This is a genomic window from Type-F symbiont of Plautia stali, assembly GCF_059731105.1.
On record NZ_AP035911.1, the window covers coordinates 87,551 to 110,998 of the forward strand.

The following is a 23,448-nucleotide window of genomic DNA, read 5'->3' on the forward strand; positions in this document are numbered from 1 at the left end:
ATTTATCGATCCGGGAGTGTTATCCGAATCAGCAGGCCGCCGTCGGCGGGTAGCGAGGCGGTGATCGTCCCGCCGTGCGCGTCGACAATGGCTTTGGCAATGGACAATCCCAGTCCGCTGCCGCCGGAGTGGCGGGCGCGTGAGGAGTCGGCGCGGGTAAAGCGGTCAAACAGCTGTGGCAGGAAGTCCGGATCCACGCCCTGACCGTAATCACGAAAGGTCAGTATCGTGGCCTGGGCGTCCCGGCTGGCGGAAATGAGCAGCACACCGCCGTCCGCCGCGTAGCGCAGCGCATTTTCGCAGAGGATGGTCACCACCTGCCCCAGCCGGAACGCATCGGCGCAGAGCAGCAGGTTGTCAGGGGCTTTCACGCGGAGGGTCAGGCCTGCCTGCTCTGCCTGCGGCAGCAGCCAGCCAGTGCGCTCACGCAGCAGCTCGGCGGGGTTAAAGCACTCCGGGTTCAGCGTAAGCTGCCCCGCATCCGCCAGTGACAGCAGATGCAGTTCGTCAGTCAGCCGGCTCAGTTGTGTCAGCTGCTTCATGATCATCGCCAGCTGCTGAGGGTCGGCCGGAAAAACGCCATCCAGAATGCCCTGCAGACGGCCCATCGCCGCCGTCAATGGAGAGCGCAGTTCGTGCGCCATCGCGACGTGAGAGGCGCGCAGCTCGCGCTCGTAACGCGCCAGCTGCTGTGTCATCTGATTAAAGTCTTCGGTAAAGCGCACCAGCTCCTGCGGAGCCGCGTCAACGACCGCCGCCGGGCGGCCAAACTCCCCCTGCGACACCGCACGCGCCGCCGTTGCCAGCTGGCTGAACTGTGCGGAGAGCGGACGCGCAAAGCGCAGCGCGATCAGTACCATAAGCGGAATGGTGACCACGACCAGAAGGATGACGGTCAGCCAGTCAGAGGAGGCCAGCGACGGATCGGAAAAATTGATGCCCCAGTATTGATCGACAATCTGATGGAAGCGCGCCGGATCGCTGGCGGGATGCTGGCGCAGCCGGGTGAACTCCTCCACCAGCGCGGGGGGCATCCGGTGGTAGACCCAGACCGCCTGCACCGCAAATCGCAGCCACATACAGAGGGCGATCAGTACTACGCTGCCTATCGCCAGCAACAGAACCCGGATGCAGATCCAGCGCCACAGTGAGGTGTGGGTTGCGTTCTTCATGGCTGTCTGAACCGATAGCCGACGCTGCGCACCGCCGGCAGCACATCAGCGATGCCAGCGGCTTCGAGTTTACGGCGCAGGTTGTAGACATGGGTATCGACTACCCGCTCCAGCGCATCACTTTCCGGCAGGCAGTGCTCCAGCAGAAACAGGCGGGTAAAGGGACGCGTCGGGGCGCGCATCAGCGTGACCAGCAGGGAAAATTCGGTGGGCGTCAGATCGAGCCGGTGTGGGGCGGCGCTGTCACCCTCCACGATCGCGGTGAGCGCCTCGGGATCGACCGTTAAACCAGCCCAGCGCAGGACCCCGGCCGCGGCCGCGGGCGGCTGGCTGCGGCGCAGAACGGCCTGCACGCGCGCCACCACTTCACCGGGATGATAGGGTTTTACCACATAGTCATCGGCCCCATAGCGCAGCGCACCGATGCGATCGGGCGCGTCACCCATCGCCGTGACCATGATCACCGGGGTATCGTCACGCCGCCGCAGCGCCGCCAGCACCTCGGTGCCGTTCATGCCGGGCAGCATGATATCGAGCAGGATCAGATCCGGCTGCCAGCGTCTGGCCGCCTCCAGCCCGCCCGGTCCGTCACCGGCTATCGTAACCGCATAGTTTTCACGTTTCAGGTAAGCCTCAAGGACGCCCGCTGCATCCGCGTCATCTTCAATAATCAGTACACGTTTTTCCTGCATTTCCGGACCACCTTGACTGTTTCTTCATAAATCCCTGGCCGTTCATTGATACGCGCCTCGCATACTCACCTCCGGTGACGCGGTACTGACTCCCCAGCTCCGCACCGGATGTGATAATGAGGAAACGTGATGATAACCGGAAAAATAACGCTTCACATGGTCTGTTTGTCGCTGGGTTTCAGTGCCGCCGCCGCGATGGCCGAAGAGAGTCCCACGCCGCCTCCCAGCATGACGCTGGGCATTGCGGGCATCAACGCACCGCGCTACAGCGGCGCAAAGAGGAATCACTGGCAGGTGATGCCGGTGATTCAGGCGCGCGACGGGGCGTTTTTTCTCGATTCGCAAAAAGGTATCGGCTATGACCTGCAGGCGGATAACGGACTTTACCTTGAGCATACGCTGGGCTACGGGCTGGGCCGCTCAGACCGGAACTCCTCCTGGCGTGACGGGGATGACCGGCTGCGGGGAATGGGAAATATCGACGCGACGGTCAATACCGCGCTGGCGCTGGGCTGGTCTGTAACGCCGTGGCTGGTGCTGGAGGGGAAAGCGACGCTGCCATTGAATGACAGTCAGGGCGTGCAGTACCGGACGTCCGTCACCCTGATCCCCTGGCAGACCGCGGATGATACCGTGGCGCTGCAGGTGGCCGGTCTGTTCGGTGACGGACGCTACATGAACACCTGGTACGGCGTGAACAGCCAGCAGAGTGCGCGCAGCGGGTTTGCACGGTATAACGCTTCAGGGGGATTCTACGGAACGGACGCCAGCCTAACCTGGAGTCATCAGCTGACCCCTGCCTGGGCAGCCAGCGTCACGGGTGACTACAGCTGGCTCGATAAATCTGCCTCCGACAGTCCCCTTGTCGCACGGCACGACGGTGCCGGGGTCACGCTGGCCCTCAGCTACACCTTCTGAGCTACATGGGAATAAGCGGGATGCGCAGTCACCGTGCTCTGCTTGTCGCGCTCATCCTGTTATATCTGCTGGTCTTTACCCTGACCGGTGCTGCACTGAGCCTGTTTGATGCGCCGGAGCCGGGCTGGTGCGACAGGGAGGCGACAGAAAGGGTCGGGCGCCTCCCTTATGCTGACGCTGTCTGTGACCGGTCAGCTAATCTTTCTGTGGCTGGCGCTGGAGGAAATTCCATGTTGCACCCAGCATGCCGGAGTCGTTGCCGTAGGTGGCCGCATCAATGCGAATATCAATCTGATACTTTTCCAGCTGCTCAGCGAGTTCTTCAAGGAAAGGTTCCCGCGCCGTAATGCCGCCGCCGATAAATATCATCTGCGGATCAAAGACGCTGAAGAGGTTATATAAACAGGCCGCAAGATCCTGGTAGAATTTTTCCACCACCTGCTGCGCCATTTTTTCCTGGCGGTCGCAGGCGTCAAACACATCTTTGCCACTGACGTCGTCGACAGGCCGATCGGTGAGCTGACTGTAATTCTCCCGCAGCGCGGTCATGGTACAGCTCTGGCTCATGGTGTGGCGTTCAATGTCGCTGCTGGTGGGGCGTGAGGTCAGCAGACAGCCAAACTCACCGGCCCGGTTCCGGCCACCGCGAATCAGCGCACCGTTGCAGAAAGCGGCTCCGCCCAGCCCGGTTCCGATGGTCAGCATCAGGAAGTCGTTCAGTTTTTTCGCTTTGCCCAGCCAGTATTCCGCCAGCAGGGCACAGTGCGCGTCGTTTTCCACCGTGGCAGGCAGGGCGGTTTTCTCCGTCAGCCACTGGCTCAGATGAAACCCGTCAAAGTCACGGATGGTGCCGCCCATCTCAATAAAGCCTTTATCGGGGTCGATATAGCCGGGCGTACTCACGGCGATACCTTCACAGCCGGGATTCTTCTTCAGCCAGCCCACTATTTCTTCCAGAATTTTGTCCCGCGCGTTGTGGGAAATGTCGGCGCTCTCCTGCGTCAGAATGTTTCCCCGATCGTCCACCACGCCCATTTTTAAAGAGGTACCGCCAATATCAAAAGCTGCAATATTCATCAACGTTCTCTGAAATGATGTTGGTGCGATTAATTGTAGTGACGAAATAAAATCGCAGGCGGCCGGGCAGCCCTAATTTTGTCAGGAAAGGTACAGATTTATAAAGCTGCCGGAACAGGGCGCCATGAGCGAAGCGTTAATAACGGGAGGTGCTGCTATTAAGTAAGCGGTGCGGAGAATAGTAAACATTCCGGCGGCGATGTTTCTGTTAAGCGAATGTTTTCGGTATTAATTTACCGGATTAACCCTGCCTGGTGCTTCTTAAATCCAGCTGAATTATACTGTCGGCAATGAGCGCAAATTCAGTGATTTCTTAATGATTTACATTATCGATGACCAGATTACGTATAATTCAGATGACTGTACGCTGAGCCATATACCTACTCAGGAGTCGCTGAGCCTGAGTATCTCTTCCGGCCGGTTGTTTGAGCAGCTGCTGAATTCTGGCGGAGAAATCCTGTCGCGTGACACCTTACTGACAGAGGTCTGGGACCGGTATGGCCTGCGCGGCTCTAACAGTAATCTGAATCAGTATCTGAGTATTCTGCGCAGGGCGCTTGCGGCCTATGGTTGCCAGAATCTGATAATGACCCTGCCGAAGATTGGCATCCGACTGAATCCGGAGATCAGGATTGTGCGGCAAACGGCTCAGCCGGTGGCGGTGTCTGATATCGTGCCGGAGCCGGTAGCGGGCACAGACACCGATGCGCCGCCGGATAACGTCACCGCGCCGGAGCCCTCTCTGGCTCCGGTGGCAAAGCCGATGCGCAGGACCCGACAACTGAGTGTGGCCCTGATTCTTCTGGCGATATTCATCGTTGCCTTCAGCTTTTACATCTTCATCCATCCTGCGCAGAAGAATAGCGGGCTGACCACTGTGTCACTGGCGGGCGGCTGTGAAGCGGTACTGCTGAAAGGCCTGGATGTGGTAGAGCGCGAGTCTATTGATCAACAGATTCTGCAGATGCTCCGGGAGAATAATCAATCCTGCAGCGCCGGGCGACGGATCTATTTCGATAAAAACACGGCGTTCACCACCACGAACTACGGCAGAACGATGCTGTCAGCCTGTAATCTTGATGAGCGTGGGCACATCATTTCCTGTGACAACGTTTATTATCTCGACTGGAGAATGAATTGAAACGCAGCGCCACTCTTACGCTGACGGCAACGCTGGCCATATTGCTGCTGGTTACCTTTGCAGCCATCAATTTTTATCGTCATCAGGAAACTGATTTGCCGTTCCGATGCTCGGCGTTCAGCCGCTACGATCTCAGTCGTCAGGAAGGGAAGAAAGTCGAGTTTGCGGTGTCGCAGGATTTGCGTTTTATTGATGCGCACTCCGGTTATCTGTTACTCAACGGGCAGGTCACGCTGGGAGATAAGGTCACCACGCTCAATCGCCGTATTGCACTGAGCGAGGGGGGAAAAATAGAGAGCGATACTTATCGCTATAAAATTAAATCGATTATCACCTCGACCAACGATACCACCCCGGATGCGGTATTCAATCTGCTGCTGGCGGAGATCACGCTGGATCCGACCTACCTGCAGCTGGATGTGCGCCAGGTGGATCAGCAGGCCTACCTGATTAGCGGGCCGCTCTCCTATCTGTTTACCTGCAAGCGTTACTGAATGACGGCAGGCCTCTGCAGGGGCTTGTTAAGCGTTGAAACCGGACGTTAGGCTTTATGCCATTTTGAGTGTATCCGCTCTTCCCTGCATCGGACTAAGAGGCTGTTAACCTGATATCGAATTGCAGATATAGGTCGGGATAAAATTGACCATAAAAAGAAAGTTTTTGTTCTTCTGCCTGATGATTCGCATATAAACTTCCTTCTCAGAGGCGATGAAAAACCGCGAGAGATACTGGCTGATCTCGTCATCACTGAGATTGTCATCCGGTAGCCTGATATTTTTTTCAGTGGTCATATAATAGATATCGCCATTGCGCTGCAGGCTGAAGGAGACTTTACGATTAAACACCTTTCCAGGGTTCATTTCTGAATAGCCGGTGATATGAGCTAACGCAAAGTTATCGCGAATCATATAGTTGAGTGACAGATGATAAATGTCGTCACTGTAATGTTCTACTAAGTTTGCAACACAGTTAAAACTTTCTGTGGGACGGCGCTGCAGATAGGGGTAGGCCAGAAAAGCCGCCTCCATTAAAATTACGATACCCGTTAGTACGATAAGCGTTTTTTTAATCACCCGGATTCAATCCTCTGAAATGATATTCTGAAATGCACTGATTTTTCTGGCTCATCGGTTTATTGCAGCGAATGACTGAGGTTCTGGGCAGGAGCGCATAATGCGTCACATAGACCCAGGGATAATGACTGCAGCTGCTTTTCAATTTTTCAACCAGAGAAAGCGTTTTCTTTTTCTCCTCTGAACGGGCATCTTTGTCGGCAATATAAACCCGGCATCCATTGATATCTGCCAGAAAAGGGTACTCATCAAAATGGACGCGGGGCGCATCTGATGCGTTGTTAGTTTTCAGAATTACCATCAGCAAAATCAGTGCGACCAGGCTCATGGTCCAGAGTAAAACCGCTGGCAGGAAAGATTTCAGCGGTGCTCCCGATTCCTGCCGGGCAGCGTGCGCCACCAGCGGCTCGCCCTGTTCAGTATCCGCTGAGGATGGCAGGCTCATTTCATCATAAGGTTCTTCCGCAAAAGTATCTTCATCTCTGGAGTGCGTGTTTTCCTGACTGCCATCAACGTGCGTTTCACTACTGCGTTTCTTTATATCTGTTCCACTGGCCAGTGTCAGACCGACGCGTGGGATTGTTACGACAGGATCTTCCGCTAGCCCGACCTTTTTTAAACCCTTCCGCAGAATAGAAATATTCTGATAAAAGGTATTGGGAGAAACCAGCATCCCATTTTTCTCCCAGACAATCTCCATAAACTCCTGCTGCGTAATAATCGTGTCATTTCGTGTGATTAATAATAAGAGGCAGCGGCCTGCCGGAGAATTGAGGACTACACATTTTTCTGGATCGTTCAGATTACGCAATGTACTGGCCGCAGGATGAAACTCAATAAATCCATTAATGATGTAGTGATTATGCATCAGGCTAAACTCAGCAGAAAAATCTGAGTCTAGCTTTTTTACCCCCTTATTGTTACCTCCAATCTGTGCGACATTTTAAGATTCCATTTTCATTTGGGAATTTTTATAGGGTCAGCGTCACAACGCAGCCCGCTTTTACCGGACATAAAAAAAGGTGCAGAATGTTCTGCACCTTGTCAACGCCAGTCATATAAGCATCAGATCAAGCGGCTTGCCGCATTATCCTGGAAGGTGCCGTTGAAAGCGTTAGTGATAAACTGATTGACCAGTGCATATACTGACTCTGAATCATTCCAGCCCATAATTGCACCGGCGACAGCACCCGCCGCGGCACCGATCATGCCTGCACCCAACATACCCACCAGCTGGCCAATGGCACCAATGCCGAGGATACCGCCACCGTCGCCACCGTGCATGCCGCCGATGGTGGCACCCGCAGCGTAGCCTGCCGCTGCCAGCAGAACGCTGCTGGTGAGTGATTCCCATAACCCCGCACCCGATACGGCATCAATTTCCATCATGCTTAAATCGCGCATTATTATTTCCTCAGATTAATTTTAAAGTTAAGCCATGTCTTATCTTCTCATTTGAGAAATTAAAATATGACTTTTCATAGGCTGTTTCAAAATGACGGCAGTGACATGCTGTCTTGTTTCAAAACAGGTAAAGCAGGCATTTTTATTACAGCATGCCTTTCTGAATTATTATCCTGTGCTACATGGATAACCTATCAGGATTACACGTTCAATATTCTGACGATAAAGTGAATGGCTTAGCGCTTCTCTTTTTATCTCTTATCCGATTAATTTTGCTGCGGCGTTATGCCGTTATGCTTCAGTCAGGAAATGAGCTGGCACGGGTTCGTCAGCGACTTTACGCCCGTTGAGTGATTCCCGATGATGATGACGACCGCAACATCCCTTGCAGATATCAGCAGAACGCGGTTGAAGCATTCCTCCTGAATATTCAGCGGTGCAAAAGTCAGCTTCCGTGATACTGAAATCACGCACGGTCACTTCCTGACCCTGTCACTGATGGCAGGTGGTGTTATTAATGTTAATTTTCGGCGTTAATTATGCATTTTACCTGAAGCCTCTTAAATAGAATTACTTCTATTTTTAATTTCTTTCAGCTTTTGTGTTTGTATCTGGTATGGCCATTTTAAGATCCGTGTTAATACCTCAGGTGTTGTTAAGCGTAAATGACTTTACGCAATGTGCCAGCCTGTGCATCTCATTCTTCATGGATACTTCATCAGGGTAAATTGACGTGAAGTTGATCGTAACATTATCAGCCAGCAGACAGGCATAGGTTACCTGCCAGACTCGCTGACTGCCGCCCTGGCCGGTTATAAAGCTGTAAATCACCTGGAAAGTTTTCGTAAATGCATGGCCATCATTGACCTCTTCCATTTTTACCAGGTTGAACTGATTAAATATTTTTTCGGCATTACTGACCTGTAAGGCAATATTCTCGCCAAGGGTTTGTCCTTCAGCAAGCCGGTCGCGGTTGATGGTGATCTGCTGGCCGGTTCTGAATGCCACAACATTAATTGTCTGAGTTCTGACTTCTTCGTCAAATTTAAGCGTGCCTTCCAGGCAGATTAGACTGTTTTTCATATTCACTCCTTGGTTTCAGGGCTGGGCAGCACTTAACAGTGCCCTCTGTTAATTTATTTCCAGCGTCACCTGTGAGGCGTTCACTAAAGCTGCAAACTCTGCTTTGGTGATTTCGGTCACGCCATGGCGGTTGATTTGGATAATGCGGTCTGCGCTCATGATCGTTTCCGGCCGGTGTGCGATGATGACGCGGGTGATGCTCATGTGCTTTATCGCATCATTGATGGCACTCTCTCTGGCCACATCCAGATGACTGGTGGCCTCATCAAGGATAAGCAGGCGCGGCTGGCGGTAAAGCGCGCGGGCGAGGATGACCCGCTGCACCTGCCCTCCGGAGAGAGACGAACCCATATCGCCCACCATGCTGTTGTAGCCCATAGGCATTGCCATAATGTCGCCATGTATCTGGGCGATACGCGCTGCCCACTCGACCCTGGCTTTATCCAGGCTGGCATCAAAGAAACTGATGTTGTCCATGATGGAGCCGGCAAACATCATATCGTTTTGCATCACGCTTCCGATCAGATCGCGGTAATGCGTCATTCCCAGTTTTGTATGGTCGATACCGTTAATGCTGATCATACCGGCGTTCGGTTTGAGCAGTCCGAGCAGCAATTTTGCCAGCGTCGTTTTGCCCTGGCCGGAGGGGCCGATGATGGCGACAGATTCACCGGCCGCAATGCTCAGGCTGAAGTCAGAGAAGATCTCTTCGTCAGTGGCTGAATAACGGAAGGTCATGTCGCTGATATCCAGACGCACCGGCCCTGTTTCTTCCGCCACCGCGATGTGGCTTTCCATATTCTGCTCTTTCTCCGTCAGGACAATATCGGAGAGACGTTCACCGTGTAAGCGGAGCATTTTGAATTCGATCAGCGCGTTGATCAGGCCCGCAGAGCGAGAGATAAACTGATCGGAGAACGAGATGAACGCCACCAGCATCCCGCTGGTAAAGTTACCGTCCAGCACCTGCGCCGCAGCCAGCCAGATCAGAACAATTTTGCCAACGCCGGAAATCATCCCCTGCAGCGTGTTGAATCCAATCGAGAGTTTCTGCGTCGTAATCCCTTTGTTTGTCGACTCCACGGTTTCATTGGTATAGGTCGAAACGCGCAGATCCTGCTTATTGTTGAGCTTGATCGCCTGCACGCCACGGATCGATTCAAGCAGCTGTGACTGCACTACGGCGGAGGCCATCAGCTGATTCTCATTCGCCTGGCGAAAGGGTTCGAATGAGATCCAGCGAATCAGTGCATAAAGCAGGAACAGGCCAACGACCACACAGGTCAGGGTGGCGTTATAGGTGAAAATTACGCCGAGGGTAACCAGCGCCATTACCCCGTCGAAAACAGACGAGATAAAGCGGCCGGTTAGCGTGCTCTGAATATTGCCGATGGATCCGAAGCGCGAAAGAATGTCGCCGACATGACGTTCTTCAAAGTAACTGAGCGGTAATCCCAGCAGATGGGCGCACAGATTAGAAGACCACTGAACGCTCAGCATGCTGGAGAACCAGGTCGTAACCCAGCTTCGCAGTGCTGAAATCAGGTTCTGAAACAGGGTGATGCAGATAAAGGCGACACCGAGCAGCGTCAGCAAATCACGGTCCGCAGAGACCAGCACCTGATCCATCACCCACTGCATGTAAAATGGCGTGATGATGCCAAAAAATTCCAGTGCCAGTGACAGTAAGGCCACCTGCACGAACGCAGAGCCAATTCCGGACACGTTACGGATCAGGCTCAGCATGGAAATCGATTTTTTCTCGTTCTTCTTCTCAAAGGTGGCGCCGGGATAAAGCTCCAGCGCGACGCCAGTGAATGAGGCGGAGACTTCATCCATCGGCACTTTGCGTATGCCACGCGCCGGGTCATGAATAATGAGCCTGTTTTTAGCGATGCCTTTCAGCACGACAAAGTGGTTCATCTCCCAGTGCAGAACGCAGGGCAGATTCAGTTTGTCCAGTTCATCCAGTTCGAGGCGAACCGCACGACAGCCCATGCCCATGCTCTGTGCGAATGACATCACATTCGCCAGCGTGCTGCCTTTAAGGGAGGTCGGGAAGCGCTGGCGCAGCGAGACCATATCGGTGTGATGACCATAGTAGCCGGCAATCATGCCGATACAGGTCAGGCCACATTCAGCCGCCTGGGTCTGACGTAAAACGGGCAGTTTCTGGCGAAATGACAAATTCAGTTTGTGAAATAAATCCATAGGTAACCTGATAAGATAATGAAATTATAAGGACGTCATTTTGCCCAATGCGTTTAATGGCTCCAGAACCCACTCGTAGAGGCGTCGTTTATCGACGATAAAGTCTGCCTCCAGCGCACTGCCCGCGTGCAGGCTGCTCTGCCTGCCGTAGGCCTGCACCGTCTGCTTATCCAGCGCCACTTTCACCTGATACATCGACTCTTTCACCTGACCATCGCCGGTCAGGCTGGCGACTTCCTGCGGTGACAGGGCTGACTTTGAAATTTCCAGCACGGTGCCGTATTGCTGGCCGAACTTCTGCCATGGGAAAGGTTGATAGCGCAGCACGACACGCTGGCCTGGCCGGATAAAGCCGATGGCGCGGCTGCTGAGCATAATCCTTGCCTGCAAACGCGCGTTATCCGGCAGCATCATCGCCACGGTCTGACCCGACGTGACGATCTGTCCTGGTTTGACCAGCACGGCACTGACGGTGCCGTTTTCCGGCGCATGCAGCTCAATCGAACGACGGGATTCGTTTTCCATGATCGACTGCGTGATCCCGGAAAGCTTTTGCTGTAACTCGTTTTTCTGCTGGTTATAAGAGAGGGGTTGCTCACGCAGCTGTTGCCGCGCCTGAGCCAGTTGCTGGCGGATATCAATACGCTGACGTGCGACATCCTGTAAACGCACGCTGGCATCAAGCAACTCATTCTGCTGCTGTTCTACCTGCGTATTGGAGGCGTAGCCCTCTTTGCGCATGGCGCTCATTTTATTGAGTTGTGTTCTGGACAGCTGAATCTGCTGGGTGCGCTGGCGAAAAATGGTCTCCAGTTCAGCCGATTGCTGGCCGAGTAAACTGACCTTTTCCTCAAGAGATTTCAGCGTTTCGGTGTGCAGTTGCTCAAGATTGATCAGCTGATTTTTCAGCCCTGCTTGCTGAAACTCCAGCTGGGCCGCGATCGCCTCCCGTGTCTGGCCATAGCGTGTTGAAATTTCCGATGAGACGGTGGCGATCAGGCTGCCCTTTTGCAGGCTCTCACCTTCACGGGCGGGCAGAGCGATAACCGTGCCGGTGCTCATCGCTGTAATCGTCATCATGCCGTTTTCCGGTACCAGTACACCCTGCGCACTTTCACGTTTGGTGTAAGTGCCAAAGATGCAAAAGGCGATCATGACGGCAACCAGCAGTCCGATCAGCGTGATGACAACCCAGCGGAAAGGGGGGCAATACAACGCGACAGAGCCCAGGACTTTAGTTTTCCTGGCATCCAGCGCTTCCTGTCGAAATAAGTCGTTATTCATCTATTCGATTCCCGTTATGCCGCGCCACAGCTGAAACTTTTCATCGCGGCGTAGTCGAGCGAGCCAGTGGCCGTTTTTAGTTTGACGATTGACTGGATGAGCGCGTTCTGCGCCTGTGCCAGATCCTGCACGGCCTGGAAATAATCCTTTTCTGCATTGAATTCATCGATCAGGGTGCGCTGACCGATTTCCCGGCCATAACGGGTGGCACTCAGGCGTTTGTCTGCTGAGGCGATTGCGCGTTGACAGGCTTTAATCCGGGACTGGCTGTTATGCACACCGGACGCCGCCTGAATGGCCTGCTGTTCCGCTTTGCGTCTGGCATCGGTGATCAGCTCTTTGCTCTGTTCGAAGCGGTGCGCCGCTTCCAGACTTTGTGAGACAGGGCCACCCCCGCCAAACAGGGGGATCGAAACATTAACGCTAATCTGGGTGTTATCAGTTTTAGAGGTGGTGCCAAAAAGCGTGTCAAGATAGTTGCCGTTTTCTGCCCGACTCCAGTTCTTGCCGTACCCAGCCTGCAGGGTGACGACCGGCATATGACTGGAGGTGGCGGATAGAATGTCTGTCTCACTGGCTTTGTGCGTCTGAATAGCGGCAAGTACGTCGAGGTTGTTAGTAGCGGCGTCGCGTTTCAGTTGTTCAGGAACGAGCCTGTCGGGAAAGCGCACACAGCGCATGCTGCTGTCTGGGATGCTCCGGGGATCCCTGCCAGTAAGCTGACGGAAAGCAAGACTGGCATCGTTCAGATCGTTTTCTGCCACCAGTTCGTCTGCCACGGCTTTATCATAGTTGGCCTGTGCTTCAGCTAAATCGAGCCGGGTGCCGTCGCCTATTTCCAGCGCTTTTTGTGTCTGTTTAAGCCGTGCACTGAAGGCAGCAAGAATGCGATGACTGGTTTCCAGCACGCTGCGTTGATAAAGCACGTCGTAATAAGCCGTGGTGACACTGGCGATCATTTTCTGCTGTGCAATAAGCAGATTGACATCGGCCAGATTACTAATCACCACGCTTCTGCGCCAGGTGGCATACTTTGCCATATCAAAAACGGGCTGTGTCAGATTGACGCTATAATTGTGGCGGGTGACACCGGCAGAATAGGCCGCATCCGGCTGATCTGTTTTAACCCAGGTACCGTCAATGGAGATTGCCGGCAGTAATCCCGCAAAGCCCTGATATTTTTTCTGCCCGTCGGCATCATGTTCACTGCGGGCAGCGTTCATTTCTGCATTATAACTGTTTGCAGCCATCAGCGACTCCTGAAGTGACAGCGCACCGGCCTGACCGGACAGCAATAATCCTCCCGCCAGCGGGAATAAAAATTTTTTCAGCATGAGATTCCGAAATTAATACGAATTAAAAAAATGCGTTCTGGTGCAGAAAGCGCAATAGCTCTGTTTCATTTCTCAGATGTAGCTTATTCATGGCGTTTCTTTTTTGTGTTGAAATAGTACTCATTGCGCGACATTTTTTAGACGCTATTTCTGACAGCGAATAACCCTCCTGAATCAGATTGATGACCTCCCACTCCTTGGGTGTTAAATCTGTGCACTCCTCCTGAAAATGTTCATGCACAGAGCGGGAAATATAGGTTTCTGCTGACGATGCAGGCATGATGCTTCTGAGTGCGTTGACCAGCTCCTGCGGGGTATCCTGCAGACTGAGCATGATGTTTACACCCGCATCAAGCATCTTTTTCAGCAGCACAGACCGCATGTTCTGAGTAAAACAAACAGTAATGATGTTTTCATTGCCACACAGTACGCTGAGCACCTTTTTGATTTCTGTCTCCCGGAACGATCCATCAAACAGACAGGCGGAATTGATAACAATCACGTCGATACGATTTTCTTCTGCAGCCTTCAGTAAACTTTTTACATCAGGAAAATGATGCAGATTAAATTGCGTGTTATTCATTTCCTGCCGGAGGAACGAGGTAATTAAATCGTATGACATATGATACTTATGAAAATAGGTCATATTTATTGTTTTGTGTGTAGTGTCTTTCACTGGCTGCTCAACTCTCTTTTATAAGGTATATGCTTGCCGTAATCATCGATTACTGTCCAGTTCAGGGTGTGATCGGCACTTATCTCTTTTACCGCAAGGGTGAGAGACGAAAAGGGTGCAATCATCTCTGCTTTCAGTGGTGTTCTCCCGAGCGTGATACTCCCTAATGTCATGTAATAGGGTGTTGGATTGTTCACGGTCAGTTGTGCATGTTTAGTTTGTGTCTGGCCGAGGATAAACCGTAATTTTTCACCGACATCTTCTTCCGGCTCCTTTAAACCGGTCGGGCGGATAAATACTTTTAAACGGATGCGCAGCGGCAAAATTACTTTCTTCTCCAGCGCCGACTTCTGGGCAGTATTTGGTGGAATCTGATAAATGTTCAGCCAGTACAGACGCTCGCGGTCTGCAGGCATCCCTTTGCGGGAAATGAGCATGACACGCAGGTTGCGCGATTCACCGGGGGCCAGTTTAAACAGTGGCGGCACGACGACGAGGGGTGTACTGATGCGATCGGGCGGACTGAGAGGATCGTCATCATCGCTCCAGACCTGTACCAGTGCCGGGGATCTGACAGAATTCACCACGGTAAGAGACTCCGCCACGCTCTTTTCATTGAACACCAGCCGACTCTGGGTGCTGTTAACTACCGCGGTGGCCGGGCCAGCACTAAGAGTCAGCGCGCTGGCCAGTAGCAGGCTACTGCAGACTGACAAGAATCTGTGCCTGCGCATTGACCGATCCTCCCTGTGCGGTTTGTCCCGGAAGTTGCTCAAGGGACGCCGTAAAAACACCGGCATAGGATTTATCGCCTTTAAGCGATAACCCGGTTTTACTCAGCAGTTCCGTAAATCCGTACCAGCCCGCTTCTGAACCTGTGCCTGTTTCTGCATTACTGGACAACAGGTTTAACGCCCTGCTTCCAGCATAGATGCGGATGCCAACACCCTCTGCAACGCCTTGTGTGCCGTAGTTATTGTCGAGTAAATGGCTGATGCCCCCGGCACTCGTTTGCAGCTTGAGGGCTTTCGCCTGAGCCAGTGCCGTCGGTTGTGTCACCAGAAAACCCATCGCGACTGGCGGTTTTGAATCGCTGGATTCAGTACCTGAAACGGCCCCTTTTTCGCAATTAATCTCCACGTTGAAGGTATTGCTACTGGTCATGCCATTACGCAAGTCATTGGCGCTGATGGTCGGCAGGGTTACAACCTGGTCAAAATCCCCAAGGAGACAATTCTTTCCCTGTATGACGGTGGTATTACCGCCGCGCATACTCCAGACTGCTGAGGCATACCCAGAGCTGGGCGGATAGGCAACTTCACCTGTTTTATTGGTGGTATTTATCGTGGGTGTTCTGATCGCTATATATCCCTGCGGAACGGTTATTTGCTTGAAAATATTTCGCGAAGGGAGGCCGAAATCGTCGTCACTTTTGATCAGTTCGAAAGTCGCGCTACTAAACGATGATGCCGGGATATAAATATGTGAACCTACAGTAATGTAATCATCGGCGGTCAGTTTTCGCTCCTGCCATTCACTCTTGTAATAGAGTCCGGTTTTCAGGTTAGTTATGCGATAGGCGATATGCTGTGCCGGTGTCCGGTATCCCCCCTCAACATCACTCACGGCTGTACCACCATACTCTGCCCCATATGAGGCAGCCAGGGCATAAATTTCATACAAGCTGTCCGCGTCGGACAGTGCACATTTATAGACAATCTGATTGGCTTGATAGGGTACATTCAATCCTTTCGTCAGAAATGGCATGTCAGCAGAGGCCAGCACGGTTCCGGCTGGCGCAAGTGAATCCGTGCCAGTTCCGATACTGATTGCCCCAAAGTCAAGCTTCGCACTTATGGCATCCCCTGTGCCCGTACCCCATGACTTTGCAATATAGCCCCGATTCACCACTTCCTGCGGCAGTTCGTTAAACCGATCACCTACCTCAAGTATCTTGTAACAAAATGCCTGTGCCGCGGGCGTACACACTATGAAAGCGGATGCGAGCAGCCAGATTTTGAGGCGGCTATGTGCTGTTTTCATCTTCTTCCTCACTGAATACAGGTGCCGTTTAAATGAACAAAGCTGGCATCCTCAATTTTTTTAGAGGGCAGCTGATAGTTGATCCGGCAGGTGTTACTGCTTCCCCAACTGATAAACAACGTGCCAGAGGCGTTGGGAAGACGGGCGTAAATCTGCCCGTTCTGGCCTGCCATCCCAAGGCTGTTGCCCTGGCTGTCTTTAACTTCTGCACCCATCGGAACAGGTGTGCCGTCAGCCTGCGAGGCGAGAATCAGTGCCGGCGTACCCGTCAGGGTCTTAAAAGCTATTTTGGGTACGCCACCATGCACCGGCACCACGCGCACGTTACCGCCTTCGAGTTCAACATCCTGAGAGATTGAGCTGCCGTCGAGGCTGATGGTGTTATAACGGTAGGGAGCCAGCGATGGCATGATGGCGTAGCCAAAGGTATCGATCCTGGCACCCTGACCGTTGTTGATGCGCGCGCCGCTGGCACCTTTGGCTTCAATCAGTGCAAAGGTGTCGCTGGTGTAAGGACCATAGGTGATACCGCCCCCGTGGATGGCCAGCGTGCCCGATGTGCCCAGCCCAAGCTGGTGATAATCATCACTGCGGGCATAAGAGGCGCGAACGGCACCCAGGCGCGTCCGTTCCTGTACGTTCGTTCCCCAGCGCATCGCATGGCTTTTTCCCTGAGATACATCACGGTATTTGTCGTAACTGGAATAGAGGGCGTAAGTAAAATCGCTCTCCTGGCCCGCGGAACCTGACAGAGTGGTCATTGCCGATGAAGTCGTTTTATCTCTGGTCATATCCAGAGAGACGGTGGAACGGCTATCACGCCAGTCCAGCGGAAGGGAAAAACCCAATGAGATGACGTTTTCTGTGTATTTCTGATAGCGGTTAGCATCGTAATCGCTGTCGTAAACGCTATAGACGTCTTTACTGTTCCAGCTGGAGCGTTGCCGGCTGAGGTTAAGGTTGTAGCTTACTTTCTTCCACATATTGTTGTAAGAAAGCTGCATCTCTGAGATACGTGAGCGATTGTGATAGTAGTCAGTGCTGCTGCCGCTCAAAGACAGGGTACCGTAGTCACCCATGTACTGACTTACCGTCGCAGAGAAGCGATTCCGCTGTCTGAGCGTATCGGAGTAGTAGTCCGCCCCACCATTCTGCTGACGACGAACGCCCAGTACATCTTCCAGATCGCGATAACCGGAAGTCGAGTAACGATAGGCTGCCAGCACCAGGTTCGTTCTGGTGGGGAAACTCTTGCTGTACGATGCCTCTGCACGCCAGCCGCTTCTGGTAATGTCGTTTTCTACCCTCGCATGTGACCAGGTGGTGTTGAGTGACAGCGCGCCAACTGGAGAGGCGTAGACGCCACCGGCCAGTAAAGCCTGATATCCATTTGCGAAGCGCGCCCCGGTATTGGTGGTAAGACTGTTACTGAGACCATACTGTAAAACGGCCTCAGTAAAGGTGTTCTGGACGGAGTAAAAGTTCCTCACCTTCCCGGCGGCAAACTGATAACTCAGATTACCCGGCCGCATTGAGCTCGGCACTGCGGCATAAGGCACAGTGAAAAAGGATGATTTGCCGTCAGCCTCGACGATCTGTACTTTCAGGTCGCCCTGACTCTTGGTGTTATATAAGTCATCAATAATAAATGGGCCTGGCGGAACCTGAGTTTCATAGATTACGTTACCGGCCTGGCTTATCAGCACACGGGCGTTGCTGGTAGCGACGCCCCGGACTTCCGGCGCATATCCGCGACGTGCCTGAGGCCACATACGCTGGTCGGTCGCGATCTTCACACCGTTGAAGGACATTGAACCAAACATCGTGCTGTCAGTGTAGGCATCACCGACCACCAGTTCGCTGGAAAGAGAGGGCAGGGGGCGCTGTACCCAGGTGCGTACAGCATTCCATTTGTACTGATCGGTGCTGACGCTGCTGTTCATATAGCGGAGGTTGGCCTGATGACGTAACTGCCACATGCCCAGGTTACCCCCTGCGTTGATCATGCTCCAGAGATAGCTGGAGTGCGTGTCGCGCAAAATATTGCGGGTAAAGCTGGAGCTATGACGCAAAAAAAGCAATGGAGCTCCCGCATTCCATTCAGAGGTCGGGATGTAATCGCGTGGCTGGCGGTTCAGCAGAATCTGCGGGATCAGAAAATCAAGTGTCAGCGTGGACTGGCGGATATTCCAGTTACCCTGACTGCTGATCTCTGACAGAAACAGACACTGCGATTCAGCCGCTTCTTTCAGGCCGGTCTTCAGCTGCAACAGTTTGACCATGTCGGCATCAATACAGGGTTGCGCACTTTTATCGGCGGCATCCTTCCTGCGAAAATTCACCGCCACCTGACTTTTTATTATTATGCCATTCAGGCTGATATCCAGAAGCTGTTGACCTTCAGGAATAGTGATCTGCTTTTCGTTAAATTGCTTAAGGTCTACGCCTTCCTCAAAACCGGATCCTGCCAGCAAACGACTATCAAAATGGTATTCTTCGGCATGAGCAGTCTGTGTCAATAAAGCCGCTTTTACAACGCAACTGATTATAGCCAGACGAGGATCTGTTTTTTTATTTTTGAATTGGAAACTCATATGTCACCGTTGCCCCATAATCATTCACTAAGCCTATTTCTATTCCCTGGGCGCTTTTTGTTAATTTCTGTTCTGTTAATGGCACATCAACAGACGAAAACGGCGCGATCATCGGTGCAGTCTCTTTTGCGACTCTGTTTCTGACAACGACTTTGGTTAATGAAACGTAATAGGGTGAACTATTGGTGATGCGTACGCTGGGCGACGATACGTTACTGAATGTTAAATGTTCAGAAATGTGATGAGCGCTGATTTTAAGGCCTTTTGGGCGGTAAAACAGTTTCAGTCTGTTCTTTAATAACAACATCATCTGATTACCTGTGTCACCAGAAACATTGCCTGGTGGGACCTGAAGAAAATTAAAATAAAAAACGGATTCACGATCCTGGGGTAATGAATTTGCACCCGTGAAGAAAATGCGCAGCACCTGACCATCTTTAGCGGCAATTCTGAATGTCGGTGGGGTGACGATGAACGGCGCTTTGCCGGTGGCTGGCGTAGATTCTTCGTCACCATTGTCCAACCATGCCTGGATTACGTACGGGAAAGCATCATTATTTTTCAGTTTTACATCGACCGATTTTTCGTCAGAGGGATAAATAATGCGAGATCCCGTCATAACAACGCTGGCGAATGCTGGCGGGTAAATAACAAGAGACAGAAGGAGTAATAGAATGGTACGCAATGATGAGTGAGTGATAAGCAATCGAGGCATAATAACCATCCGTTGAAATTTTACTACCAGACCCTGGATAAAGTAAGTCAGGCCATCCATGGCCTGATTAAATCCACTTATAGATTAAAAATATTTCGCATCCATGCTGATTTTTTATTTGTAGATGATGGCGTATTGCATTGTGGCTTCCACCGCACCGGCAACTGCGTCCTTTTCAACGGCGACATATTGCGCAGTATAGGTTGCAGAGGCATTTTTTACTCCGGCAGCAAGAGTCAGATGACCCTGGCCGGTAAAAGTACCCTCACCAAATGGAATAATTTTATTTTCTTTATTACTCACAATCTGAATTTCTACATTTTCCGCAGCACCTTCGGTTGCCAGGTTACCCAGATTACCCGCCTTAGTGACATTATTACCGCTAAGCTGGGTAGAGATTGTTGTGGCATCAGTATCACTTCCTGTACAGCCAGTAACACCAATTTCAAAAGTTGTCTTACCCGCGACATTACCATTTGATAACGCAGAGGTGCTGACAGTTGGCAGGAGCACCAGAGGTTTAGCGGTGTTACCATTGACTGTCACGGTACAGGTTTCTCCTGTGACCAATCCCTGGAACGTAATAGTATTGTTGGAGACCGCAAATGCCTGAGAAGCTAACAGTGCAGATACTACAGATGCGGTTAAAAAGGCGATTTTTTTCATGTTCAAATTCCCTATTGAAAGTTGGACTGCGTTGACGTGCTACAGACAGGACAAATAATCTTGTCCGACCACTTAAAGGTTAAGCCCGGAGGCAATCTGTTGCTTCTGAAGTAATCTTAATAAAGCTTAATTTAACTTCAGCGTGGCTGTATCATTCCCAAATGAGAAGGGTACTGACATTCAGGGTTAATATTTTTGCCTTTTGTTAATAGGTGAAGATAATGTTAATTTGTATACATTTATACAGAGACGGCCTATTAAGCCATGTTTTCTGTGACCAGGGTGCGATAAAAATCTTCTGTAACAACATTTACCTTCTCAGGTACGTTAGCGCATCGGGACTTTCAACCCGATGGGGTGCTTTAACGCCTTTCCACACTATTTTTTAATCTGTCACGCTGTAGGTTTTATTTTTTACAGAGTTAACTATCAGTCACCTTCTCGGTCCTTCTGAATTCGTTGCAGAGGCCAGTTAATGGAGAATCTTCATTATTCGGCAGCACATTGCGTACTGCATGCTGAATCAATCTGCTCATCGCCTTTTCGTATAATAAAGCGGTGGTATCAGATGTGAAGTGAGAAAATTAAGGCGAGTAATGTTAAACGTCATCTCATAAGAGCACTGCTCAGAAGTCACAAGAGATTAACTTTTAACGCGAAACAGTGATGCCGATAGGCAGCCTATTGTGTCAGGGATTCACTTTCTCTCCCTGCAGGGACGCCTGTTAATATCCCGTTCAGGGGAATGAGACTAGCGGCGCCAGCTCTGCTTTAAAGGTGCTGGCTTCTGAGGTCGCTGCTGGAATCAGGCTACTGGAATCAGCCATAACATTATCATTTGTGCTGAGAAGTGAAACGCACCGAAAAGAGGTTCTGAGTGCATTGGATTTTAAAACTGAAAATCAAATATAAATCAGAACATAAATCTAAATGCATGGCGTTTTTTAATTTAAATCTCCTAATTGACATCGTTATGGTTTAATCATTTCCAGGGAGTGATGTTGAGTATTTTTAATTTTCCAGGAGAATTAACAATGATGCCAATGTGATTCTGACCTTTTCATTTATCGGCTTTCTTTATTGAAGTGCATACATTCATGTTAATACTGTATCTGTTTCATAACATGAAACTTCAAATGAATATGTTGGGTTCTCTTTTATAGAAAAAAGTTATAACAGTTTCAGTAAGTCACGGCATGATGGGTTAATATGCTAATTGAGTGACTTTAAAGCGGTGTAATGTATGGTTGCTGCGCCACTGTTTGGCGATGTACTCTCCCTTTTCGCATGTTTATGGTGTTGAGTTTCACAGTTCCTGTTTTACTATAGTCAAGCCAATTACGTATTTTATCCGATATCAGAAGTGTGAACTGGAAGATTGTCGTACACCAGGCGAAAAAGAAGATTATAAAAACCAGCTTTACTAATTTTGCTACTAATCACTAACCTGTGTTAGTTAGATTGAGTTGATTATTATGTATAGAGTGACTGAAAATCATGAACGAATCATTGATGCACTAGCAGGATATACGCAGGTGGCTAATCCGGATGAGATCTCGCGCGGAAAACGCCGTTACCACCTGACGAAAGATAATGTGCGTCGGGTTATGTTTATTCTTGATGGCGATTTTTTGCTCAAGCTCAAAAGTGAAAATAAAGTGCTTAACATTGTCTCTGCTCCTTTTGTTGTTGGTGTCACACCGGCACTGGATGAGCCACCGGTTTATCTGGAGAGAATAGATTACGGCAAAGTCAGTTTCATTGATTATGATGTGTTCTGGCGGCTGATTTTTGAGAAAGATCTTTTCAACGATGCCATGTCCGTTCTTTCAGGACAGTATTCAGATCTGATGGACTACATCCAGCTGCCTAAGAGCAACTCTTACGATGAGGTTATTTCTTTAATCGGACGCTGGGAAAAACTACCGGCTCATCTGAAGAAACGTTTCTCTGCCCTGTATCTGATTGAAAATAGTTCGCACCTTTCCAAAAGTTCAATTTGCAGAGTACTTAAAGAGCTTAAAGAGAAAGGCGAGCTTGTGCTGGTTAACGGGAAGTTTACCTGAATTTATGGAGGTTTTTGAGATGCCTGAGGAGAAAAATGGATCTTAAAGTCATTTGTACAGAAGAGAATTATTTCTTCAGGATAGGCATCTCAAAAGTGATTGAGGGCGCATTGTTAACTGAAGCTAATGTGGAGTTTTTGTCGGGTTTTGACAGCCACAATCTCAGGCAGGCTGATTTTATCCTGATCAATGTTTCGCAATGGCGTTTATATATGTGTCAACCTGCGTACCGGGATCGGAAGCCCGGTAGCATTATCATGGTTTTTGTTAATCAGACTGACGATATTATGACAGAGCAGCTTCCGGTCTGTTATCGCTCTCTGGTTGTTATTTCACGACTTGATTCTGTTCGTACGATATCTCAGAAAGTCATCTGTTCCTGGCTGGCCTTTCAGGACAGGGTGCACGCTTTTTTGCCAGCGGATTGTCTGCATTGTGAGTTCGCTCGCATAACAGTGGTGCAGTTACAGGTGCTCAGCCTTTTAAAAAAAGGTTACAGCGTCAGACAGACGGCGAAACGTCTGGATCTCTCAGAAAAAACCATCTATGCGCACAAATATAACGTGATGCGAAAATTCGCCTTGCGGGGTGATATGGAATTTAACGCATTTATTAACGATCTCTCTCTTCTGGAGCTTTACAGAGGAGTCATAAACTCTGTTGAGGTTTAATTGTTCCGGATCGTTTGACGGGTAGCAGGGCAGACGATTCTCTGCTGCCGCAGGGTCACAGTAAATGACTGACGACAGGGCAGCTGTCAATCAGAGTGCACCCTTTCATTCTCTATTTTGAATACGTTATTCCCGAGGCTTTCATTATGCGTATAAAACAGATGTCCGGCATTTCTGTGATGCTGCTGGCTTTGCAACTTACAGCCTGTGCTCCACACGCTCAGCAACCGCAGCGTATGACAATGCGTAATCCTGCCAGCGTCTGGTGCCTTCAGCGTGGCGGCCAGGAAGTAAAGGGAATATCTCCGGCAGACAGTACCCTTTACTGTCTGCTGCCGTCTGGCGAGCATATTGAGCAATGGGCACTGTATCACCGCGACCACCCGCAGTAATTTCAGACCTCGCCTGAATAGAGTTATCTTTTCGATTCAGGCGAAGGCTTCCCGAGCTAATATTTTATGTTTACCCCCACTGTCACGAAAGGGTTTTTCTTTTTACCTTACATAAAACAGATCTGTCTTCAGACAGCATATGGTTTTTTCTTATCCATATGTGTCTGTTTGCTTTTATTTTTAGTCAGCTATTCAATCTAAAGCCTTTCAGGTTTATGTTGATTTAATATTAAATT

General features: G+C 50.7%; 22 protein-coding genes. 6 read left to right on the plus strand and 16 right to left on the minus strand.

Annotated elements, in window-relative coordinates; all coding sequences use genetic code 11:
* Positions 1–2 precede the first annotated feature (2 nt).
* Both AC6I7A_RS21835 and AC6I7A_RS21840 read right to left on the minus strand, forming a co-directional pair.
* Entirely contained in the window at positions 3–1,172 is a 1,170-nt protein-coding gene (locus tag AC6I7A_RS21835) for a sensor histidine kinase (protein ID WP_058957542.1), read from the minus strand.
* Entirely contained in the window at positions 1,169–1,864 is a 696-nt protein-coding gene (locus AC6I7A_RS21840; protein ID WP_058957541.1) for a response regulator, read from the minus strand. Before AC6I7A_RS21840 ends, AC6I7A_RS21835 begins: the two co-directional genes overlap by 4 nt.
* 129 nt (positions 1,865–1,993) lie before the next feature.
* Here AC6I7A_RS21840 and AC6I7A_RS21845 point away from each other — a divergent pair, with 129 nt between their 5' ends.
* Complete coding sequence (locus AC6I7A_RS21845) at positions 1,994–2,782, plus strand: MipA/OmpV family protein (protein ID WP_058957540.1); 789 nt, start codon at positions 1,994–1,996, stop codon at positions 2,780–2,782.
* 195 nt (positions 2,783–2,977) lie between these two features.
* Here the strand turns inward: AC6I7A_RS21845 and AC6I7A_RS21850 are convergent, their stop codons facing one another.
* Positions 2,978–3,859, minus strand: a complete 882-nt coding sequence (locus tag AC6I7A_RS21850; RefSeq protein WP_058957539.1) for an ROK family protein — start codon at positions 3,857–3,859, stop codon at positions 2,978–2,980.
* Positions 3,860–4,175: 316 nt separating this feature from the next.
* Between AC6I7A_RS21850 and AC6I7A_RS21855 the strand changes: the two genes are divergently transcribed.
* Both AC6I7A_RS21855 and AC6I7A_RS21860 read left to right on the plus strand, forming a co-directional pair.
* On the plus strand, positions 4,176–5,000 hold the full coding sequence (locus tag AC6I7A_RS21855; protein ID WP_058957538.1) for a winged helix-turn-helix domain-containing protein: 825 nt from the start codon (positions 4,176–4,178) through the stop codon (positions 4,998–5,000).
* The gene (locus tag AC6I7A_RS21860; protein ID WP_058957537.1) at positions 4,997–5,494 is read left to right on the plus strand and encodes a FidL-like protein; all 498 of its coding nucleotides are present in this window, start codon (positions 4,997–4,999) and stop codon (positions 5,492–5,494) included. The genes AC6I7A_RS21855 and AC6I7A_RS21860 overlap by 4 nt, the downstream gene beginning before the upstream one ends.
* A gap of 105 nt (positions 5,495–5,599) precedes the next feature.
* Here AC6I7A_RS21860 and AC6I7A_RS21865 read toward each other — a convergent pair whose 3' ends face one another.
* From AC6I7A_RS21865 to AC6I7A_RS21925, 13 genes are all read right to left on the minus strand, one after another.
* Entirely contained in the window at positions 5,600–6,073 is a 474-nt protein-coding gene (locus AC6I7A_RS21865) for a YqeJ family protein (protein WP_058957536.1), read from the minus strand.
* Positions 6,066–6,941 carry a winged helix-turn-helix domain-containing protein gene (locus AC6I7A_RS21870; RefSeq protein WP_058957535.1) on the minus strand — a complete coding sequence of 292 codons (876 nt, stop codon included), beginning with the start codon at positions 6,939–6,941 and terminating at the stop codon, positions 6,066–6,068. The genes AC6I7A_RS21865 and AC6I7A_RS21870 overlap by 8 nt, the downstream gene beginning before the upstream one ends.
* Positions 6,942–7,138: 197 nt before the next feature.
* The gene (locus AC6I7A_RS21875) at positions 7,139–7,477 is read right to left on the minus strand and encodes a hypothetical protein (protein ID WP_009093197.1); all 339 of its coding nucleotides are present in this window, start codon (positions 7,475–7,477) and stop codon (positions 7,139–7,141) included.
* 645 nt (positions 7,478–8,122) lie between these two features.
* Entirely contained in the window at positions 8,123–8,560 is a 438-nt protein-coding gene (locus tag AC6I7A_RS21880; RefSeq protein WP_058957534.1) for a DcrB-related protein, read from the minus strand.
* Between the two features lie 48 nt (positions 8,561–8,608).
* Complete coding sequence (locus AC6I7A_RS21885; RefSeq protein WP_058957533.1) at positions 8,609–10,771, minus strand: peptidase domain-containing ABC transporter; 2,163 nt, start codon at positions 10,769–10,771, stop codon at positions 8,609–8,611.
* 24 nt (positions 10,772–10,795) lie between these two features.
* Positions 10,796–12,055: an HlyD family secretion protein gene (locus tag AC6I7A_RS21890; protein WP_058957532.1), complete on the minus strand. Its 1,260-nt coding sequence runs from the start codon at positions 12,053–12,055 to the stop codon at positions 10,796–10,798.
* A gap of 14 nt (positions 12,056–12,069) precedes the next feature.
* Positions 12,070–13,389: a TolC family outer membrane protein gene (locus AC6I7A_RS21895; RefSeq protein WP_058957531.1), complete on the minus strand. Its 1,320-nt coding sequence runs from the start codon at positions 13,387–13,389 to the stop codon at positions 12,070–12,072.
* A 22-nt stretch (positions 13,390–13,411) separates the two neighbouring features.
* The gene (locus AC6I7A_RS21900) at positions 13,412–14,011 is read right to left on the minus strand and encodes a LuxR C-terminal-related transcriptional regulator (RefSeq protein ID WP_498005015.1); all 600 of its coding nucleotides are present in this window, start codon (positions 14,009–14,011) and stop codon (positions 13,412–13,414) included.
* Between the two features lie 50 nt (positions 14,012–14,061).
* Positions 14,062–14,799 (minus strand): fimbria/pilus periplasmic chaperone, encoded by a 738-nt coding sequence (locus tag AC6I7A_RS21905; protein WP_064484509.1) that lies wholly within the window; start codon positions 14,797–14,799, stop codon positions 14,062–14,064.
* A complete protein-coding gene (locus tag AC6I7A_RS21910; protein WP_058957528.1) occupies positions 14,765–16,108 on the minus strand; it encodes a fimbrial protein in 1,344 nt (447 codons plus the stop codon). The genes AC6I7A_RS21905 and AC6I7A_RS21910 overlap by 35 nt, the downstream gene beginning before the upstream one ends.
* A gap of 8 nt (positions 16,109–16,116) precedes the next feature.
* Positions 16,117–18,702: a fimbrial outer membrane usher protein gene (locus AC6I7A_RS21915; RefSeq protein WP_058957527.1), complete on the minus strand. Its 2,586-nt coding sequence runs from the start codon at positions 18,700–18,702 to the stop codon at positions 16,117–16,119.
* On the minus strand, positions 18,680–19,477 hold the full coding sequence (locus AC6I7A_RS21920; protein ID WP_058957526.1) for a fimbrial biogenesis chaperone: 798 nt from the start codon (positions 19,475–19,477) through the stop codon (positions 18,680–18,682). The genes AC6I7A_RS21915 and AC6I7A_RS21920 overlap by 23 nt, the downstream gene beginning before the upstream one ends.
* Before the next feature lie 54 nt (positions 19,478–19,531).
* Positions 19,532–20,083 carry a fimbrial protein gene (locus tag AC6I7A_RS21925; protein WP_058957525.1) on the minus strand — a complete coding sequence of 184 codons (552 nt, stop codon included), beginning with the start codon at positions 20,081–20,083 and terminating at the stop codon, positions 19,532–19,534.
* Positions 20,084–21,558: 1,475 nt separating this feature from the next.
* Here AC6I7A_RS21925 and AC6I7A_RS21930 point away from each other — a divergent pair.
* The 3 genes from AC6I7A_RS21930 to AC6I7A_RS21940 all read left to right on the plus strand — a co-directional run bounded on the left by AC6I7A_RS21930 (position 21,559) and on the right by AC6I7A_RS21940 (position 23,212).
* A complete protein-coding gene (locus AC6I7A_RS21930; RefSeq protein WP_033736875.1) occupies positions 21,559–22,149 on the plus strand; it encodes a helix-turn-helix domain-containing protein in 591 nt (196 codons plus the stop codon).
* A gap of 35 nt (positions 22,150–22,184) precedes the next feature.
* Positions 22,185–22,820 carry a helix-turn-helix transcriptional regulator gene (locus AC6I7A_RS21935; protein WP_058957524.1) on the plus strand — a complete coding sequence of 212 codons (636 nt, stop codon included), beginning with the start codon at positions 22,185–22,187 and terminating at the stop codon, positions 22,818–22,820.
* A gap of 242 nt (positions 22,821–23,062) precedes the next feature.
* Positions 23,063–23,212 (plus strand): DUF333 domain-containing protein, encoded by a 150-nt coding sequence (locus tag AC6I7A_RS21940; RefSeq protein ID WP_230200864.1) that lies wholly within the window; start codon positions 23,063–23,065, stop codon positions 23,210–23,212.
* Positions 23,213–23,448: the final 236 nt, after the last annotated feature.